Annotated in this window: 17 protein-coding genes; 7 read left to right on the top strand and 10 right to left on the bottom strand. The window is 73.9% G+C overall.

Annotation, left to right across the window (positions count from 1 at the left end; translation table 11 throughout):
• Positions 1-40 precede the first annotated feature (40 nt).
• Entirely contained in the window at positions 41-1,336 is a 1,296-nt protein-coding gene (locus ACZ6ZN_RS23325; protein WP_469649030.1) for an MFS transporter, read from the top strand.
• A 4-nt stretch (positions 1,337-1,340) separates the two neighbouring features.
• Here ACZ6ZN_RS23325 and ACZ6ZN_RS23320 read toward each other — a convergent pair whose 3' ends face one another.
• The 3 genes from ACZ6ZN_RS23320 to ACZ6ZN_RS23310 all read right to left on the bottom strand — a co-directional run bounded on the left by ACZ6ZN_RS23320 (position 1,341) and on the right by ACZ6ZN_RS23310 (position 4,068).
• Positions 1,341-1,796, bottom strand: a complete 456-nt coding sequence (locus ACZ6ZN_RS23320) for a cyclic nucleotide-binding domain-containing protein (RefSeq protein WP_398108249.1) — start codon at positions 1,794-1,796, stop codon at positions 1,341-1,343.
• Between the two features lie 290 nt (positions 1,797-2,086).
• Positions 2,087-3,577, bottom strand: a complete 1,491-nt coding sequence (locus tag ACZ6ZN_RS23315) for an aminotransferase class I/II-fold pyridoxal phosphate-dependent enzyme (RefSeq protein ID WP_469649027.1) — start codon at positions 3,575-3,577, stop codon at positions 2,087-2,089.
• Between the two features lie 269 nt (positions 3,578-3,846).
• Positions 3,847-4,068: a hypothetical protein gene (locus ACZ6ZN_RS23310; RefSeq protein ID WP_398108247.1), complete on the bottom strand. Its 222-nt coding sequence runs from the start codon at positions 4,066-4,068 to the stop codon at positions 3,847-3,849.
• Between the two features lie 286 nt (positions 4,069-4,354).
• Between ACZ6ZN_RS23310 and ACZ6ZN_RS23305 the strand changes: the two genes are divergently transcribed.
• The 6 genes from ACZ6ZN_RS23305 to ACZ6ZN_RS23280 all read left to right on the top strand — a co-directional run bounded on the left by ACZ6ZN_RS23305 (position 4,355) and on the right by ACZ6ZN_RS23280 (position 8,528).
• Positions 4,355-4,837 carry an ATP-binding protein gene (locus ACZ6ZN_RS23305; RefSeq protein WP_469649024.1) on the top strand — a complete coding sequence of 161 codons (483 nt, stop codon included), beginning with the start codon at positions 4,355-4,357 and terminating at the stop codon, positions 4,835-4,837.
• Positions 4,838-5,050: 213 nt separating this feature from the next.
• Positions 5,051-5,914, top strand: coding sequence for a SigB/SigF/SigG family RNA polymerase sigma factor (locus ACZ6ZN_RS23300; protein WP_398108245.1), 864 nt, complete (start codon positions 5,051-5,053; stop codon positions 5,912-5,914).
• A 31-nt stretch (positions 5,915-5,945) separates the two neighbouring features.
• Positions 5,946-6,215, top strand: a complete 270-nt coding sequence (locus ACZ6ZN_RS23295; RefSeq protein WP_469649020.1) for a DUF5133 domain-containing protein — start codon at positions 5,946-5,948, stop codon at positions 6,213-6,215.
• A 105-nt stretch (positions 6,216-6,320) separates the two neighbouring features.
• On the top strand, positions 6,321-7,175 hold the full coding sequence (locus ACZ6ZN_RS23290; RefSeq protein ID WP_469649017.1) for an ANTAR domain-containing protein: 855 nt from the start codon (positions 6,321-6,323) through the stop codon (positions 7,173-7,175).
• Between the two features lie 56 nt (positions 7,176-7,231).
• Positions 7,232-8,065: a DUF1206 domain-containing protein gene (locus ACZ6ZN_RS23285; RefSeq protein WP_451879184.1), complete on the top strand. Its 834-nt coding sequence runs from the start codon at positions 7,232-7,234 to the stop codon at positions 8,063-8,065.
• Between the two features lie 28 nt (positions 8,066-8,093).
• Positions 8,094-8,528, top strand: a complete 435-nt coding sequence (locus tag ACZ6ZN_RS23280; protein ID WP_398108241.1) for a hypothetical protein — start codon at positions 8,094-8,096, stop codon at positions 8,526-8,528.
• A gap of 13 nt (positions 8,529-8,541) precedes the next feature.
• On the opposite strand, the gene ACZ6ZN_RS23275 is transcribed toward ACZ6ZN_RS23280, so the two are convergent.
• From ACZ6ZN_RS23275 to ACZ6ZN_RS23245, 7 genes are all read right to left on the bottom strand, one after another.
• Complete coding sequence (locus ACZ6ZN_RS23275) at positions 8,542-10,779, bottom strand: FUSC family protein (RefSeq protein ID WP_469649014.1); 2,238 nt, start codon at positions 10,777-10,779, stop codon at positions 8,542-8,544.
• Positions 10,780-10,862: 83 nt separating this feature from the next.
• Entirely contained in the window at positions 10,863-12,233 is a 1,371-nt protein-coding gene (locus ACZ6ZN_RS23270; protein WP_451879193.1) for an NAD(P)/FAD-dependent oxidoreductase, read from the bottom strand.
• A 217-nt stretch (positions 12,234-12,450) separates the two neighbouring features.
• Positions 12,451-14,175, bottom strand: coding sequence for a PP2C family protein-serine/threonine phosphatase (locus ACZ6ZN_RS23265; RefSeq protein ID WP_469649011.1), 1,725 nt, complete (start codon positions 14,173-14,175; stop codon positions 12,451-12,453).
• Positions 14,172-15,362 (bottom strand): SpoIIE family protein phosphatase, encoded by a 1,191-nt coding sequence (locus ACZ6ZN_RS23260; RefSeq protein ID WP_469649008.1) that lies wholly within the window; start codon positions 15,360-15,362, stop codon positions 14,172-14,174. The genes ACZ6ZN_RS23265 and ACZ6ZN_RS23260 overlap by 4 nt, the downstream gene beginning before the upstream one ends.
• On the bottom strand, positions 15,362-15,802 hold the full coding sequence (locus ACZ6ZN_RS23255; protein WP_451879194.1) for an anti-sigma regulatory factor: 441 nt from the start codon (positions 15,800-15,802) through the stop codon (positions 15,362-15,364). Before ACZ6ZN_RS23255 ends, ACZ6ZN_RS23260 begins: the two co-directional genes overlap by 1 nt.
• Positions 15,802-16,221 (bottom strand): STAS domain-containing protein, encoded by a 420-nt coding sequence (locus ACZ6ZN_RS23250; RefSeq protein WP_398108235.1) that lies wholly within the window; start codon positions 16,219-16,221, stop codon positions 15,802-15,804. Before ACZ6ZN_RS23250 ends, ACZ6ZN_RS23255 begins: the two co-directional genes overlap by 1 nt.
• Entirely contained in the window at positions 16,218-17,105 is an 888-nt protein-coding gene (locus ACZ6ZN_RS23245; RefSeq protein WP_398108234.1) for an STAS domain-containing protein, read from the bottom strand. Before ACZ6ZN_RS23245 ends, ACZ6ZN_RS23250 begins: the two co-directional genes overlap by 4 nt.
• Positions 17,106-17,180 lie beyond the last annotated feature (75 nt).

The raw sequence follows: 17,180 nt of genomic DNA, 5'->3' as shown, positions 1-17,180 counted from the left end.
CCCGGCCAGAAAGATGTAGCGAGCATCGAGGAAGCGGCGCGTGGACGCGAGCGAGAGCACGACCGAAGAGCGGGACACGGGAGCCGGCACCTCCCGGCGGCGCGGCTGGCGACGCTGGGCCATGGACACCCGCCCGCTGCGCCGCCCCGCCTACCGCCGGCTGTGGAGCTCCACCATCGTCACCGCCGTCGGCAGCCAGCTCACCGCCGTCGCCGTGCCCAAGCAGATCTACGACATCACCGGCTCCTCGGCGTGGGTGGGCGCCGCGAGCCTGGCCGGCCTGGTCCCGCTGATCGTGTTCGCGCTGTGGGGCGGGGCGATCGCCGACACCATGGACCGGCGCCGGCTGCTGCTGATCACCAACAGCGGCATCGCCCTCACCTCGCTGCTGTTCTGGCTCCAGGCCCTCGCCGGGCTGGAGTCGGTGGCCGCGCTCATGGTGCTGCTGGCGATGCAGCAGGCGTTCTGGGGCCTCAACGCGCCCGCCCGCAGCGCCTCCATCGCCCGGCTCGTACCGGAGGACGAGCTGCCCGCGGCCAGCGCCCTCGGCTCGACCGTGATGCAGACCGGGCAGGTCGCGGGCCCGCTGCTGGCCGGCGCCCTCATACCCGTCGTCGGGCTGCCCGAGCTCTACCTCATCGACGCCCTGGCCCTGTGCGTCACGGTGTGGGCCGTGTACCGGCTGCCGGCGCTGCCGCCCCTGTCGGGCACCGCCTCCGAGCGCCGTGCGGGCCTGCGCGAGATCGTTGCCGGATTCCGTTACATCTCCGGCCACGCCGTGCTGCTGCTGTCCTTCCTGGCCGACATCGTGGCGATGGTGTTCGGCATGCCGCGCGCCCTGTTCCCGCAGCTCGCCGCCCAGACGTACGCGCCCTACGGCGAGGGCGTCGCGCTGGGGCTGCTGTTCGCCGCGATCCCCGTCGGGGCCGTGCTCGGCGGGCTGTTCTCCGGCACCTTCTCCCGGGCCCGGCGGCACGGCTGGATGGTCATCGGCGCGGTCGTGGCCTGGGGTGCGGCCATCACCGGGTTCGGGCTCAGCCGCAGCCTCTGGGTCGCGGTGGCGTTCCTCGCGCTCGCGGGCGTGGCCGACATGGTGTCCATGGTCTTCCGCGGGGCGATCCTGCTGTCCGCCGCCACCGACGAGATGCGCGGGCGCATGCAGGGCGTGTTCACCGTCGTCGTGGCGGGCGGGCCGCGTCTGGCCGACGTGCTGCACGGCACCGCCGGTTCCGCCTTCGGCCCCCGCACCGCCGTCGCGGGCGGCGGGCTGCTGGTGGTCGCCGCGATGCTGGTGCTGGCCGCCGCCGTCCCGGCGCTGCGGCGCTACCGCGTCTGACGGCTCACAGGGCACCGCGCCGGTGCAGGGTGTACTGCTCCATGAGCTTGCCCCGCGTCATCTCCAGCCGGTGCGCCAGCACTTCGGCGACGTTGCGCACCAGCGTCAGCCCGAGCTGCGGATCCTCCTCGGCCAGTCGCAGGACGGCCTCCGCGTCGAACTCGTAGGCCCGTACCGGGCTGAACGCCACCGCGCCGAAGTCCCAGACGTACGGCGGGAACAGCCACGACCAGCCGAGCAGGTCGCCCGCGCCGAGGCTCGCGACGGTGACCCGCTGGAGCGAGTTCACCTGCTGGTCCAGGGAGACCGCGCCGGAGCGGATGACCCAGAAGCGGTCGGCCGTGCCGCCGGCCTCGAAGATCCGGGCGTCCTCGGGGAAGGAGACCTCCCGGGCGAGCTCCATCAGGTGGTGCCGCTGGGGCGGGGGCAGGGCGGTCAGGAGTTTGATCGCTTTGGTCATGCGGGGCTCCTCGCCGGGCGGTCGACTGGGGTGCTGTCCCTATGCCCATTTCAGCCGCTCGGGGGAACGGGGGCACCTCGGCGTCGGCGACTTCCCGGATCCGGGGCCGCCGCAGCCGGGGCCGGTCGCGTCCGGGCATGAAAAAGCCCTGGCTGGACGGGGGAAACCAGCCAGGGCAGTTCACGGTGATGCACGAAGGACGGCGGGGTCCACCTCGTCACCACGTATGAATGAACGCTAAACCATTTGGCGCGCTCGTGCGTAGCCGAAACCCGGTTGCGTGACCCGTTTCACTTTCCGGGCCGCTGCGCCCGCTCGTCGAGCACCCGGACCGTCCGCAGCGTCGGGTCCGTCGGATCGGGCAGGTGCATGCCCGCGTCCAGCCCGCTGCGCAGGTAGGCCAGCACGGGCTCGGTCAGGCGCTCACCGGGGAGCACCGCCGGGATCCCCGGCGGGTACGGCGTGATCATCTCCGCGGCGATCCGCCCGGCCGCCTCCTCCAGGGGCACGGCCTGTGCCGGGCCGAAGAACGCGTCACGCGGCAGCAGCGCCTGTTCCATCCGCAGACCCGCGGGCGAGGGCACCTCCACCCTCGGTGCCCGCGGCAGATCCCCAGCGGCCCGGGCCAGGTCGGTCAGCGCCTCCAGCAGTTCCCCGGTGGTGTCCCGGTCGTCGGCGTGGGTGATCTGCATGCCGATACGGCGGTGGTCCACCAGGTGCGCGTCGATCTGCCGGTGTTCGCGCAGCCAGTCGGCGGCCTGGAAGCCCGTGATGCCCAGACCGGACAGGTCGATGACGCCGGGCAGCGGATCGAAGTCGTCGGCGAGGCCCGGACCGCAGAAGTCCGCGCGGTCCTCGACGTGCATCCCGTCGATCTCCTCGATGGCGGCGCGCACCTCGGCCGCGAGCTCCAGCGCGCCGCCCATGAGTTCCTCGCCGCGCAGCGCCATCTGCCGCCGCCAGCCGTCCAGACCGGCGTAGATCAGGACCGACGGGCTGGTCGTGCCCAGCAGGTCGGCGCGCATGCCGAGCAGCTCCGGCGGGACCAGATCGCCCTGCAGGTGGAAGACCGAACCCTGCTCCAGACCGCTGCCCATCTTGTGGATGCTGGTCACGCAGATGTCGGCGCCCGCGTCCATCGCCCAGGAGGGCAGCCCGGGGTGGAACGGCAGGTGCGCGCCCCACGCCTCGTCCACGATCAGCGGCCGCGAGCGCCGGTGGCACACGTCGGCGATCGCCCGCAGGTCCGCACAGCCGCCGTAGGGCGTCGGGCTGGTGACCAGCGCCCCGCGCGCGTCCGGGTGCCTCGCGAAGGCGCGCTCGAACTCCTCGGCCGACGGGGGATGGGCCAGGTGCCGCTCCGCGTCCCAGCGGGGCTCGACCCACACCGGCTCGATGCCCGAGATGATCAGGCCCGACACCACCGACTTGTGGGCGTCCCGGCCGACCAGCAGTTTCTCGTGCGGGCCCGCAACCGACAGCATGGCCGCCTTCACCGACAGGGAACTGCCGCACGTGCTGAAGAACGTGTGCTCGGCGTGGACCGCGTCGGCCATCAGCTCCTGCGCCCGCTCCAGCACGCGGCCGCGCGTCAGACGGTCGTCCAGGCCCCCCGACGCCAGCACGTCCCCGTGGAACACCGCGTCCCCGAGGATCTCCCGGACCTCCGGATCCGCACCGCGCGCCTGCTTGTGCCCGGGCGGCGTGAACGACAGATGTCCCTTCCTGCGGTACGCGTCGAGGGCTTCCAGAACGGGGGCTCGGCTGTGGTCGACTGTCATGCGCACCTGGTTCCCGACCCGGCCGCGGGCAATCCGCCCGGCTCACGGGCCGCGCGCTGGTGCCGGGCCGGTGCCCGCCGTTCACGGGACGCGGGTGTGCCGGGCTGCCGCCCGGACGCCCGGCGCAGCCGGGCGTGCCCGTCCCGGGCCGTGCCGTCACTCGAACGGCCGCAGCCCGGGTAACGGTCCGGACCCCGCGGCGGGTCGACCCGGTGGTCGGCGCCCGGCGCCCGGCGTCCGGTACCCGGTGCCCGGCGTCCGGTGCCGGGTCAGGCGTCGGCGGCGTGCCGGCCCGGCGCCACGATCTCCTCCAGCACCCGCGCCACCGCCTCGAATGACATCCGCCGCACGGCCGCGTCCCGGGCTCCCTGCGGATCGGTCGCGTCCAGTTCCTCGCTCCTGGCCCGCCACGCCCGCTCCTCCTCCAGCGCGCACGTCCTCGCACGCTGGATGCGCCGCAGCAGTTCGTCGGAATCCACCACATCGGTCATGACCACCGCCTACCCCGTGAACGCCCCGGGATGGCACCGGCTGCGGCCGTCCGGGGCGTTCACGGGACCGGACCCGGGACCAACGGGGTCTTTCGGGCGGTGCCGAGGTTTGCAGGTGCGGCGAGAGGTGAGCCGGACAAGGAGACCCGCGGCGCTCCGGGGCGCACCCCCGACGGCCGCGGCAGGCAGCAGGAAGCGGTGGACCCGAGGACCCCCCGATGCGCCGGACGGACACCGGGCGCGGTCCGGATCCCGCTTCCGTCCGCATCGACCAGGGAGCTGCAGGATGTGCGACGAGCACATGACCGACCTCTACCTCTCCGAGCCGCCGGGGGCGGAACGGACCCGGCCGCGCCAACCCGCCGAGGCCCGCCTGGCCGTGCGCCGGGCCGTGGCCGAACGCTGCCGTGCCACCCCCACCCCCTGCGACGCCGACGCCCTCTCGGACGCGCTGCTCGTCGCCTCGGAACTGACCAGCAACGCGATCCTGCACGGCGGCGGGGTCACGGACTTCCAGGTGGACGTCGACGGCGCCCGCGTGCGGCTCTCCGTGAGCGACCGCAGCGACCGGCTGCCCGCGGCCGTACCGCGCACCGACCCGCAGGGGCGCACTCAACACGGGGGACACGGCTGGCCGATCGTCTGCCGGCTCTCCCGCGACGTCCGGGTGTCCGACCTGCCCGCCGGCGGCAAGTGCATCACCGCCGTCGTCCCCCTCGTCCGGCAGGCCGAGGACCCCTCCCGCCGCACCTCGTCCGGCAGGCCGTGAACCGTTCCCGCCGATAGGTGTGCAAAGCGGGATTCCGGATTCTTCGGCAAAGTGGAGTTTGCTGCCCCGGGGTAGGGGCAGACGCAGTTTCGTGCTTCGGACCGGAGGCGCGCCAGCGGGAGCGGTACGGCTGCCCCGGAGGCCCTCTTCGGCGTTCCGGCAGCGTTCCTCCCGCGGTCAATCCCTGAAACGACCGTTCAGGAGCGAATCCGCATGCTCATCGATACGCCCACCCATCGTCCCGGCACGCCCGAAACGACGGCCACCTCCACCCGGCGGCGTCACGACGACGCACCCGACACCGCGGCCCTGTTCGCCCGGATGGCGGAACTGGAGGAAGGCCCCGAGCGGGACGCCGTCCGCGACGAACTGGTCACCCTCTGGCTGCCCATGGCCCACCGCATCGCCGGTCGCTTCCGCGACCGCGGCGAGTCCCTCGAGGACCTCCGCCAGGTGGCCGCCCTGGGCCTGGTCAAGGCCATCGACCGCTTCGACCCGAGCCGGGGCGCCTTCGAGAGCTACGCCGTCCCCACCATCACCGGTGAGGTCAAGCGGCACTTCCGCGACCGCATGTGGGCCCTGCGGGTGCCCCGCCGCGTGCAGGAACTGCGCAACAAGGTGCGGGTGGCACGGCGTGAACTCACCCAGAACCCCGGCAGCCCCGAGCCCTCCGTGGCGGACATCGCCCGCCACACCGGCCTGAGCGAGGAAGAGGTCGGTGCCGGGCTGGAGGCCCTGGAGAGCTTCAGCACCCTGTCGCTGGACGCCGAACTCTCCACGGACGACGACGGCTACAGCCTCGCCGACACCCTCGGCGCGGCGGACTCGTCGTACGACATCGTGATCGACCGCGAATCCGCCAAGGAAGGCCTGCGCCGGCTGCCCGAGCGCGAACGGGCCATCCTCTACATGCGCTTCTTCGAGGACATGACCCAGAGCCGGATCGCCGACCGGCTCGGCATCTCCCAGATGCACGTGTCCCGCCTCATCAGCCGCAGCTGCGCGCGCGTGCGTGACGAGGTCCTGGGACAGCGGACCGGGAAGCGGGGCACCGGCGGCCCCTCCACCACGGTCTGACCCACCCACCCCCACCGAGGAGCAACGAACCATGCTGAGGCCCAACCCCGCCGTGCTGCGCCGTCTCGTCGACGAGTACGAGGCGCTGACCGCCGCACACGCCGGCCGTGGTCCCGTCGAGACGAACCCGCGGGCACGCGACCTGGCGTACACGCTGTGCGTGACCACCGGCACCCGGGACGTGCGGCGCGCCCTGGAAGCCGCCCACCAGTGGCTCGCGGCCGCGTCCGTTCCGGCCCGGGAGACGATTCCCGCTCCCGCGGCCGCCGAGGCACGCGTGTCGGCCGCCGGCAGCGCCTGACCACGTGTGCGCCTGACACGGCGGGGAAGGCGAGCCTGAGCAAGGGGCCCGGCCGACGGCGGCAGCCGCGGCCGGGCCCGCCCATGCCCGGAGCGAGGGAGAGCCATGTCCTCAGCGGGACGGCCGGCCGCCGGCGACGACGACGAGCTGGAGCGGCTGCGCGCCGAAGTGCGCGATCTGCGGGCTCGGGCCCGTGTGTACCCGCTGATCTCCCAGGCCCAGGGCATGCTCCAGGAACGGTACGGCCTGGCCGACGCGGAGAGCGCCTTCGCCCTGATGCAGCGGGCGTCCCAGCGCCACAACGTCAAGCTGCGCGCCCTGGCCGAGACCCTGGTCACCGTGGGCCGGCCCGACGCCGGGCAGCAGCTGTGGTTCCCCCGGCGGGTCCGGCAGCCCCCGCCGGAGCTCACCTTCACCACCGCGCACCGGGAGTCCGGGAGCCGCGGCGCGGTCCTGAAGGCCGTGCTCGGGCACACCCTGACGGTGACCGGCACGTCCATGGGCAACGTCCAGCTCGCCGACCGGGCCCGGGGCGGGCTGCGCATGGAGGAGCACACCGGGCTCACGGCCCGGTTCGTCGACTTCTTCGCCCATGTCGGGGAGGACGGCACCTCCTGCGCCCACGCCGCCCGCGACGTCTCCCAGGTGACGGTGCGTGACGTGGAGAGCGCCCCGGTGTTCACCGAACCGGCAAGGCTGGCGATCCTGGAGGCCGGCAGCAGGGCGTGCCACAGCGTGCCCCTGACGACCGCGTCCGGGCTGTGCGTCGGCATGGTCTCGGCGCACATGGACCGTCCCCTGACCGGGCTGACCACCGCCCAGCTCAAGGCTCTGGACTCCCTGGGCGGCCAGGCCGGCCGCTGGCTGGCCTGGCACGACCGTACGGTCGTCCTCGACGCGCTGGAGTACCTGCACGCCCTCGGGCGCACCGCCCGCGGCGCGCGGTTGCGCCGCTCCTGACGTCGCCCGGGTGTGTGGCCCCCGACCGGGGGCATCCGCACCTCCGGGAGGTCGAGATGAACACGAGTGCGATGGCACAGAACGGGTTCCGGGCCCGGCGCATGGCGCGCGGCTCGGTGACCGAGGGGGCGGCGCGGGCGGGCCTGAGCGCCCGGGGCGTGATCTATCTGCTGGTCGGTGCGCTGGCCGTGCAGATCGCCTTCGGCGACACGGGCAAGCAGGCCGACCGCGGCGGTGCCCTCGCGGAACTGTCCCAGAAGCCCTTCGGTGCGGTCCTGCTGTGGGCGCTGGGCATCGGCCTGGTGGGCATGGCGCTGTGGCGGCTGTCCGAGGTGCTGTTCGGCTCGGTCGGCAAGGACGGCCGCAGCCCCCGCAAGCGGCTGCTGTCCGCGGTCCGCTTCTGCTTCTACTCCTTCGTCGCCTACTCCGTGCTGTCCTTCGCGGCCACCCGCCACCAGAGCGGCGGATCCAGCGACCAGCAGTCCCGCGACGCCACCGCCAAGGTCATGGAGATGCCCGGCGGCCAGTGGCTGGTCGGCGCGGCCGGGATCGCCGTCGTCGCGGCCGGCGGCTGGATCGGGGTACGGGCCGCGATGCGCAAGTACCACGACAAGATGCGCATGGGGCAGATGAGTCGCCGCACCCGGCAGTTCGTGGACGTCACCGGCGTGGCCGGCGGCGTGGCCCGCGGCCTGGTGTTCGCCGCGGCCGGAGTCTTCGCCGTCCGCGCCGCCGTCGACTACGAGCCGGACAAGGCCAAGGGCCTGGACGACACCCTGCGGACCTTCGCCGACACCCCGCTCGGCCCCTGGCTGCTGGTGATCGTCGCGGTCGGGCTGGTGCTCTTCGGGGTGTTCTCGTTCGCCATGGCCCGCTATCGGCGCGTCTGAGCCGCGCCGAACGGGGAACACGAGGCCAATGAGCGATTCCGAGATTCCGCATGGTGATGGCCGTCCCGTGGACGTGTACCTGGACCTCCTGCGCATCCGGATGGACACGGAGGACTACAGCCTCCTGATGCGCGCGGTGGAACCGGTGCTCCAGGCGATCGACGAGGAACGCCTGTCCAGCCTGGACTTCGCGCTCGACTCCGGGACCGACGACGAACTGCCGCAGGAGGTCCGTGACGAGGTGGCCCTCGTCATCGCCACGGCCGTCACCGGCCGCCTGGACAACGAGGTGATCGAACTGGAGGTCGACGACACCGGCCCGGTCAGGATCGTCACGGACGCCTCCACGGCCTCCGACCCCGTCCGGCTCGGCGAGATCGCCGACTACATCAAGGAGCGGCACCGCCAGACCGAGGAGCTGCGCGGCATCGCCGAGGTGAGCGGACTGCCCACCGACTTCTGAACCGCGGCCCGCCTCACGCCGGAGGCGGGCCCACCCGTACCCCCAGCGGCCGGGCGAGGCCCACCACGGCCTCGTCCAGCCGTTCCAGGTGCCGCAGCACGCGGTCGGTGATCCGGCCGTAGCGCGGTGTGCCGGCGTCCGAGCCCAGCAGCGAGGCGATGCTCGGGCCGGTCTCCACCAGCGCCTGCGCGCGCTCGTCCGCGACCCGGGCCGCGATGGCCTCGATGTTGCGCACGGTGCGCCCCGCCGCCCCCCGCAGCCGCGGGTCCGCCGCGATCGACGGATGCGTCGGCAGCAGCTCGGCGGTCGCCGCCAGGGTCCGCGCGTGGTACGCGGACGTCTCCAGCAGGGCCACCACGTACCGGGCCGTGTCGCGGCGGCTGCGCAGCGGCGTGACCGGATGGGTCAGCGGCTGGGTGGCGGCCCGCAGATCGGCCAGCGCCTGGTCCAGGTCGCGCGCCTTGTCCAGCAGGCCGTCCGCCGGCCCGCCGCTGAGCTGCGCCACGGCCGCCTGCGTGACGTCGGACAGCCGCTCCAGGACGGTCTCCAGCAGCTCGTTGGTGCGCCGGTCGGTCTGCACCGGCAGCACCAGCGCCGCCGCGACCACGCCGCAGAAGGCCCCCAGGGCCGTCTCCTCGATCCGCAGCACCAGCACGTCGAGGCTGTAGGTGTGCAGCAGCGTGTACAGCAGCCCCAGCATCGCCGTGACGAAGAAGGACATCAGCGTGTACGACAGCGGGGCCGTGTAGAACATCGCGAAGATCAGCACCAGCACCAGGGCGAACGCCGTCCAGGTGTGGTTGCCGACCAGGCCCGCCAGCACGATGCCGGCCACGACGCCGAACACCGTCCCCAGCAGCCGCCGGTAGCCCTTGACCAGGATCTCGCCGGTCGAGGACGTGTTGATGAAGACGATCCAGCACGTCAGCACCGCCCAGTACCAGCGCTGCGTGGACAGCAGCTCACCGCCCAGGATCGCCAGCGAGGACCCGACGGAGACCTGCACGGCGGCCCGCGTGGTGGGACGGCGCAGCCCGGTCTGCTCCTCCTGGGCGCTCTCCTCGGCGCCGCCGTCGAGTGCCGCCTCCTCGGCGTCCAGCTCCTCGCGGGAGCGGGCCGTGGCGGGGGAGTCGTCCGACTCGTCCTGCGGACCGTCCAGCGCGATCCGCAGCCCGAGCACGGCACGGGCGGCCTCGCCGATGCCGCGGAAGACGTCCTGGACGGCGGCGGAGGCGGGCGGCAGGTTCTCCTCGTCGCGGTAGCCGAGGAGCCGGTTGCGCACCTGCGCCAGCCCGGTCCCCGCGTCCCCGCCCCGCAGCACCAGGGTGTGCAGCGCCCGCAGATCGCGGCGCAGCGTGACGGTGGACTCGTCCGGGACGGCGGGCACGGTCACCGACGGGGCGGGCGCGCCCGGCAGGTGCAGGGTGAGGGTGTCGGCCCGCTCGGCGCTGCGGGCCGTCAGCAGCAGCAGCCCGAGCCGCTCGGCGGCGATCTCGGCTTCCGCGATGCGGCGCTGCACCAGCCGCGCCGCGGACTCGTCCGGGGTGCCCTCCTCCAGCCGCCCCTGGATCATCATGGCCGTCTCGTGCAGCCGCGCGGTGCCCTCGCGCACGGCCTCCAGCGCCTTGTCCATGTCGTCCGCGCCCGCGTCCAGCAGCTCCAGCTGCGCGGCCACCAGCTGGGCCAGCCGGGCCCGGAAGGCGAGCCGCAGCCGCACCAGGACCGACGCCGGCGTCGCCGGCACGACGGCGAAGCGCAGGATGGCACTGGAGGCGAAGGCCAGCGCGATGGCGCCCCACAACTCCGGCAGACCCGTGAGGGTCGCGCCGACGAAGAGGGACAGGAAGTAGACCTGGAAGCCGATCAGCCCGAGCGCGGTGCCCCGGTCACCGAAACGGCGGCCGTACACCGCGCAGAAGATCAGCACGACGAAGAAGACGTCGCCCGCCACCGGGCGCGTGGAGAGCACCGCGCTCAGGGAGACCGACGCCAGCGCCACCGGCAGCCCGACGGCCAGGGTCACCGCCTGCGGGCCGAGCTGCTTCTCCCGGATGGCGAAGGTGGCGACCATCGCCGCGATGGCCCCGGCCACGAGCAGGTGCACATCGGCGCCCAGCAGGGACAGCAGCGCCAGGGTGAGGGCGATGGCGCCGACGGTGCGCAGCCCCGCCGTCAGGCGCAGCAGCCCGGGGTCGGACGCCGCGACCCGGTCCCGCAGTCGTGTCCGCACCGAGCGTCCCGCTGCCCTCACGCCGTCGCACTCTCTCCCGACTCAGACCAAGATCCGCTTTACAGCATGTCATGCCGGCGGCGGAAGGTCCCGACCGGCCCGGTCTACTCCTGCCGGGTGGCACCGCCGATCCGCTCGCGCACCTGCTCGGGCGACAGATAGGCGTCCGTGTACTCGAAGTCCTTCAGCCGCGCCGGCTTGCGGGCCTGGAAGCCGGTGCGCACGAAGTCGTCACCGGCGACCGCGTTGAGCAGCCAGTTGGTCATCACCCGCGTCTTGGCGACGTTGGTGCGCAGGGCCGACCAGTGGTACCCGCGGGCCACGGCCTGGGCGGGCAGGCCGCGCAGCTCGACGCCGAGCGGCTTGGAGACGGCGTCGGTGCCGCCCAGGTCGACCACCAGCCCCAGGTCCTTGTGCACGTACGGCGTCAGTGCCTGGCCGCGCAGCGACGCGATGACGTTGTCGGCGACGTGCCTGCCCTGCCGCAGCGCGTGCTGCGCGGTCGGCGGGCACACGGCCCCGTCGCCCTTGGCCAGGTCGGGCACGGCCGCCGAGTCGCCGAGCGCGAACACCCCGTCGTCGCCGGGCAGGTTCATCTCGGCGCCGACGGCCAGCCGCCCCTTGACGGTCTCGGCGCCGAGCGTGGCGATGAGCGGGCTGGCGACGACACCGGCCGTCCAGATGAGCGTGCGGGTCGGGATCACCCGCCCGTCGGTGAAGGTGACCTCCTCGGGGCCCGCCTTGGCGATCGAGGTGCCCAGGGAGATCTCGATGCCGCGGCGCTGGAGGATGTCCTGCGCGCTGCGGCCGAGCTTGTCGCCCAGCTCCGGCATGAGCTTCGGCGCGATGTCGATCAGGTGCCACCTGATCAGCTTGGGGTCCAGCCGCGGGTAGCGCCGGACCGCCGCGTGCGTGAGGCGCTGCAGGCAGGCGGCGGTCTCGGTGCCGGCGTAACCGCCGCCCACCACCACGAACTGCAGCCGCGAGGCCCGCTCCTGAGGGTCCTGGCTCGCGTCGGCCAGGTCCAGCTGGGAGATGACGTGGTCCCGGATGTACGCCGCCTCGGCCAGGGTCTTCATGCCGAACGCGTGGTCCGTCAGGCCCGGGATGTCGAAGGTCCGGGTGATGCTGCCGGGCGCCAGCACGATGTAGTCGTACGGCTGGTTGACGATCTCGTCGGTGATGGTGCGGATGACGCAGACCTTGGACTTCAGGTCCACGCCGATCGCGCCGCCCGGGATGATCCGCGTGCGGTACCGCTTGCTGCGGCGCAGGGACACGGCGATCGACTGCGGTGTCAGCACGCCGGAGGCGACCTGGGGGAGCAGCGGCAGGTAGAGCTGGTAGGCGAAGGGGGTCACCAGGGTGACGTCCGCCTCGTCGGGGGAGAGTTTCCGTTCCAGACGGCGGACGCACTCCACGCCGGCGAAGCCAGCGCCCACCACCAGGATCCTGGGTCGTGTCACGGTGTTCATCCCTTTCTGCGGCTCCAGGCGGTCTGCCTCGAACGCCATTCGACTGCCCCTGGATCGCCGGTTCGCACCCTTTCGATCCCACCGCGTGTGGCGCCGGTGCGCCAGCCGGACGGGGCAGGCAGACGAACGTGCCGATCACCACCATGCCCGCACGGTGGCCGAAAAGCACCGTGGAGGGAGGCGGAACGTGTGCGCTCCGGGGCCGCAGGGAGACGGCTCAGCGGGCGCCGTCCCCGCGGACGTGACACAGCAGCAGGCACACGTCGTCGTCCCGTTCGGAGTCGCTCAGCAGCGGGTGCAGGATCCGGTCCGCCGAGTCCTCCAGGTCCGCGTCCAGCTCCTCGGAGCGGAACCGGCCGAGCGCCTCGGCCAGCCGACCGATCCCCGGGTCTATGCCCTGGGCCCGGCGCTCCACCAGCCCGTCGGTGTACATGGCGAGGGTCGAGCCGGGCGACAGGCGCACCGTGTGGTCGTCGATCTCCTGGGTGAGCGGGATGCCGAGCATGGCGCCGGGCTTGGCGTCGAGGATCTGCACCGTCCCGTCGGCCCGGCGCAGCACCGGCGGCGGGTGCCCGGCCGCGGCCCAGGTCAGGGTGGGCTCGTCCGGGTGGAACCGGGCGATGACGGCCGTGGCGTACAGGTCCGGCTGGAGATGGTGCAGGAACCGGTGCAGCCGGGTCAGCAGCCGGCCCGGGCTGTCGCCGTCGACGGCGTACGCCCGCAGTGCGGTGCGCAGCTGGCTCATCATGACGGCGGCCCGCAGTCCGTGCCCGGTCACGTCGCCGATGACCGTGATGAGACCGCCGTCGCGCTGCGGGAAGGCGTCGTACCAGTCACCGCCGATGTTCAGGCCGTGCGTGGCGGGCAGGTACCGCGCGGCCAGGCTGAGGCCCTCGGTGGCGGGCAGGTCCGTGAGCAGCGCCCGCTGGAGGGTCTCGGCGATGTCCCGGTTGTGCTCGAAGCGCCGGGCGTTGTCGATCGCGATGCTGGCCCGCCGGGTGAGCTCGATCAGCATGACCGCGTCGTCCGGGTCCCAACGCGCCCCGGGCGGCGAGAGCGTCAGCACCCCGAGCGGCGCCCGCCGGGTCGGCAGCGGCACGCACAGCAGCGGGCGCCCCGGGTTCAGCGCCGTCGGGGGATGGTCGTCGACACCGGGCAGCTCGCCCGGGTGGTCGGCGGCGTACTGGGGACGCCCGGTCCGGGCGGCGGCGACGGCCGCGGCCGGGTGCGGCGCCGCGCGGTCCTTGTCCTCCTCCTGGTCGAAGAGCCAGACGTCGACGCTGCTGGCGTACTCGGGCACCAGCAGGTCGGGCAGCCGGCGCACGATCTCCTCGTGGTTGAGCGAGGCCGTCAGCACGGCGCTGGCGTCCGCGAGGAAGGTCAGCCGGCGGCGGGCGCTCTCCGCCTCGTTGCGGGCGCGGCGCTCGGCGGCGAAGGCCTCGCGCTGGGCCCTGCCCGCCGCGTCCAGCTCGGCGTGCAGGGCCAGCACGCCCTGGTTGGTCTGGTGCAGCTCCTCGCGGTGGAAGGACACGAGGTCCTCCTGCTCGGTGAGCTTGTCCAGCACCACGGCCGTGTCCTCGTCGGCGCCGAGCAGGGCCTCCGCCAGGGCGGCGGGGTCCTCGGCGACGTCGTCGTCGGCGGCACGGGGCCTCTCGGGGCAGGGGACGGTGACCTCCCACGGGGGCTCGCCCGCGGCGCACGCCTCCGGCGAGGGGACGACGACGGCGCGCAGCAGCCCCTTGCCGGCGCCGTCGTCCGCCGGGTTCAGGGTGAGCCGCCAGGTGCCGCCCTTGGTGAGGCACTGCCGCAGGTGTGCGCTGAGGTCGGCCGCGAGCCGGGTCCGCTCCACGGTGGGCACGCCGTGGGCGGCGGCCAGGCGCGCGAGGGCGATGCGCGCGCGGGCCGCATCGGTGACGGTGGTGATCTGCCAAGTGCGCTTCATGGGAGTTCCGGCGGGGTCGGAGTCAGCACGGCCACGGCGGTGTCGTCCCGCACCGGGCGGGCGGGACTGCTCGCGTCACGTATCGTCACGGCGGCCGTCACGGCCGGGTCGGCCGCCGGCAGGCCGGCTCCGGGCGGCGGGGCCCAGCGGCTGGGCAGCCCGTCGGTGTGCAGGACCAGCAGGGGATCGCCCGTCCAGTCGGCCTCCTCCTCGCGGAGGGTGGTGGGCCGGTGGACGCCGACTATGCCGGGCCGCGCGAGCAGGTGGCGCCAGGTGCCGCCGGTGCGCAGCCGGGCTCCGACGTTGCCGATCCCGGCGAACCGCAGCCGCCCGGTGCCGAGGTCGAGCCGCGCCAGGGAGACCGCCGCACCGCGCGTGCCCCGCAGGGCGTCGTGCAGCCGCCGCAGCACGTCGGCGGGGGACAGGTGGGCGCACAGGTGCAGGGCCGTGACGGCGGCGGTGGAGGCCCGGGCGGCTTCCGGACCGTGCCCGAGACCGTCCGCCAGCATCAGGGTGACCGCGTCCCCGGCCCGCGCCCAGGCCCAGGCGTCGCCCGAGTGCTCCGCGCCGCCGTACGGGATGTTCAGGCCTCCCGCGCGCACGCCGGCGAGGGAAGCGAAACGTTCACGCCCGCCGGCCGGGGCGGGGGTGGGCCGCTCCCCGCCGGTTCCGGGGACCGAGCCGGGCGCACCTCCCTCGTCCGGCGTCGGTACAGAGGGCTCCGGCCCGTGGCCCCGGGCCCCCGGTACGGCGTCCGCGCCCCGCGGGGCCGCGCCCAGGCGGGCCACCGCGACCGTGCCACTGTTCGGCGTGCTGTGCAGGGCGAAGTCGTCGGCGAGCCGCCGGCAGGTGCCCAGGCCCGCGCCGAGCGAGCCGGTCGTCGAGAACCCGTCGCGCAGGGCCGCGGGGACGTCGCCGATGCCCGGGCCGTGGTCGATCGCGGCGAGCTGCACGACGTGGGACTGCCCGCCCTCCTGCGACGGCGCCGGGGCGGGCACGACCTCGGCGAGCAGCCGGCCGCCCTCCGCGTGCTTCAGCAGGTTCGTCGCGAGCTCGGTCGCGACCAGGGCCGCCGCGGCGGCGCGCCGCTCGTCCAGCCCGGCCAGCGCGGCCGCGCCCTCGGCGGCGAGCCGGGCGTCGTGCACCCGTGTCCAGTCGCGCACCGGGACGTCCCACACGCGGGGCATCAGGCCTCCTCGCGCGGACGCGGCGGCTGCGCCACCCAGCAGGTCACCCGTACCGTCGTGCCGGCCCCCGGTGTGCTGTCCACGTGGAACTCGTGCACCAGGCGCCGGGCGCCGCTCAGCCCCATCCCGAGTCCGCCGCCGGAGGTGTAGCCGTCGCTCAGTGCCAGGTCCAGATCGGCGATGCCGGGCCCCTCGTCGCTGAAGGCCAGCTGCAGGCCCTGGGCGCCCGCGCTGCTGACGCGGGTCGCCTTCATCTGCCCGCCCCCGCCGTGCACCAGCGTGTTGCGGGCCAGCTCACTGGCCGCCGTGACCAGCTTGGTCTGCTCCACCAGGCCGAAGCCGAGCAGGGCGGCGGCCTGCCGCACGTGCTGTCGCACCCACACCAGGTCCATGTCGGACCGGATGGGCAGGCAGGCATCGACGCCCGCGGCGGTGTGCATCACGGACTCTCCTGACGCGGACCGCCGGCGCGGGCCCGCGCCGGCCGCCCCGTGAGGAGCTCCATGCCGGCCTCGGTGCTGAGCGCCGTGCCCAGCCCCGGCAGCGACAGGCCCAGTTCCACGAGGGTGATGGCGACGGCGGGACGCATACCGGCCACCACCGTGCGCGCGGCGAGCAGTTCGGCCTGCGCGGCGATCTCGGCCAGCACCCGGCCCAGGAAGGAGTCGACGATCTCGATGCCGGAGATGTCGATCAGGACGCCGCGCACCCCGGTGCGGGAGATGGTCTCCGCGAGGTCCTGCTGCAACTGCTGCGCCGTGCTGTCGTACAGGTCTCCCTGGAGGGTGACGAGCAGCACGTCACCGAGCCGGAGCACCGGTACGTGGCCCGCGGCGGGGCGGGTGTGAACGTCGTTCACCGCTTGACCGCGCCCCGGGTCACGATGTCGGCGCCCAGCTGGTGCAGGGCGTACCCCAGGGCGTCGGCGAGGCTCGCGCGGGTGATGACGTCCAGGTCGAGACCGAGGTGCACGATCGTCTGGGCGATGGCCGGCCGGATACCCGAGACGATGCATTCGGCGCCCATGAGGCGCGCCGCGGCGACCGTCTTCATCAGGTGCTGGGCGACCAGGGAGTCCACCGTCGGCACACCGGTGATGTCGAGGATCGCGAACCGGGCGTGCTCGTCGACGACGGCGTTGAGCAGTGTCTCCATCACCACCTGGCTGCGGGCGCTGTCGAGCGTGCCGATCAGCGGCACGGCGACGATGCCGTCCCACAGGCGGATGACGGGGGTGGCCACCTCCATCAGCTGCAGCCGCTGCCGGTCGCTGAGTGCCTGCGACTCGCTGAGGGCCGCCTGCATCGCCACCAGCCGCAGGGTGCCCATCAGCACCGTCAGCGCGGTGGAGGACGCCCGCAGGTGCTCCGGTGGTGCCTGCTCCAGATCGGCGGCCAGCAGGTTCTCCACGGGCGGCCGCAGCGCGGCCAGCTCACCGGACACCTGGGTGCCGGACAGCCCGGCGCGGGAGCGGGCCGCGCCCATCCGGGCCAGTTGCTCCCGCACCCCGCTGAAGCCCGCGGCGTCGGGGTTCTCCACCTGGCCCGAGTCGGCCACCCGGGCCAGCGCCTCCACGATCACCTTGCCCGCCTCCACCGCCTCGTCGCGCGAGACGGTGAACACGGTGCGGAACACAGGCTCGTCCGCCCACCGCTGGGCGATCTGCTCACGCCGGCGGTGCAGGAAGTCCCGTACCTCGTCGGTCGGCGTGGCGAGCTGTCCGTCCGCTTCGTGCTCCGGCACCTGGTTCTCTCCTCATCCGCGTTGCGCCGGCCGCCCCGCTGCAGTGATCGGGACGGCGCTGTGACACTTGCCGGG

This window comes from Streptomyces sp. NPDC053665, from assembly GCF_055585285.1.
Note: the sequence above shows the minus strand (reverse complement) of the source record. Positions and strands in the feature narration are given on the sequence as shown.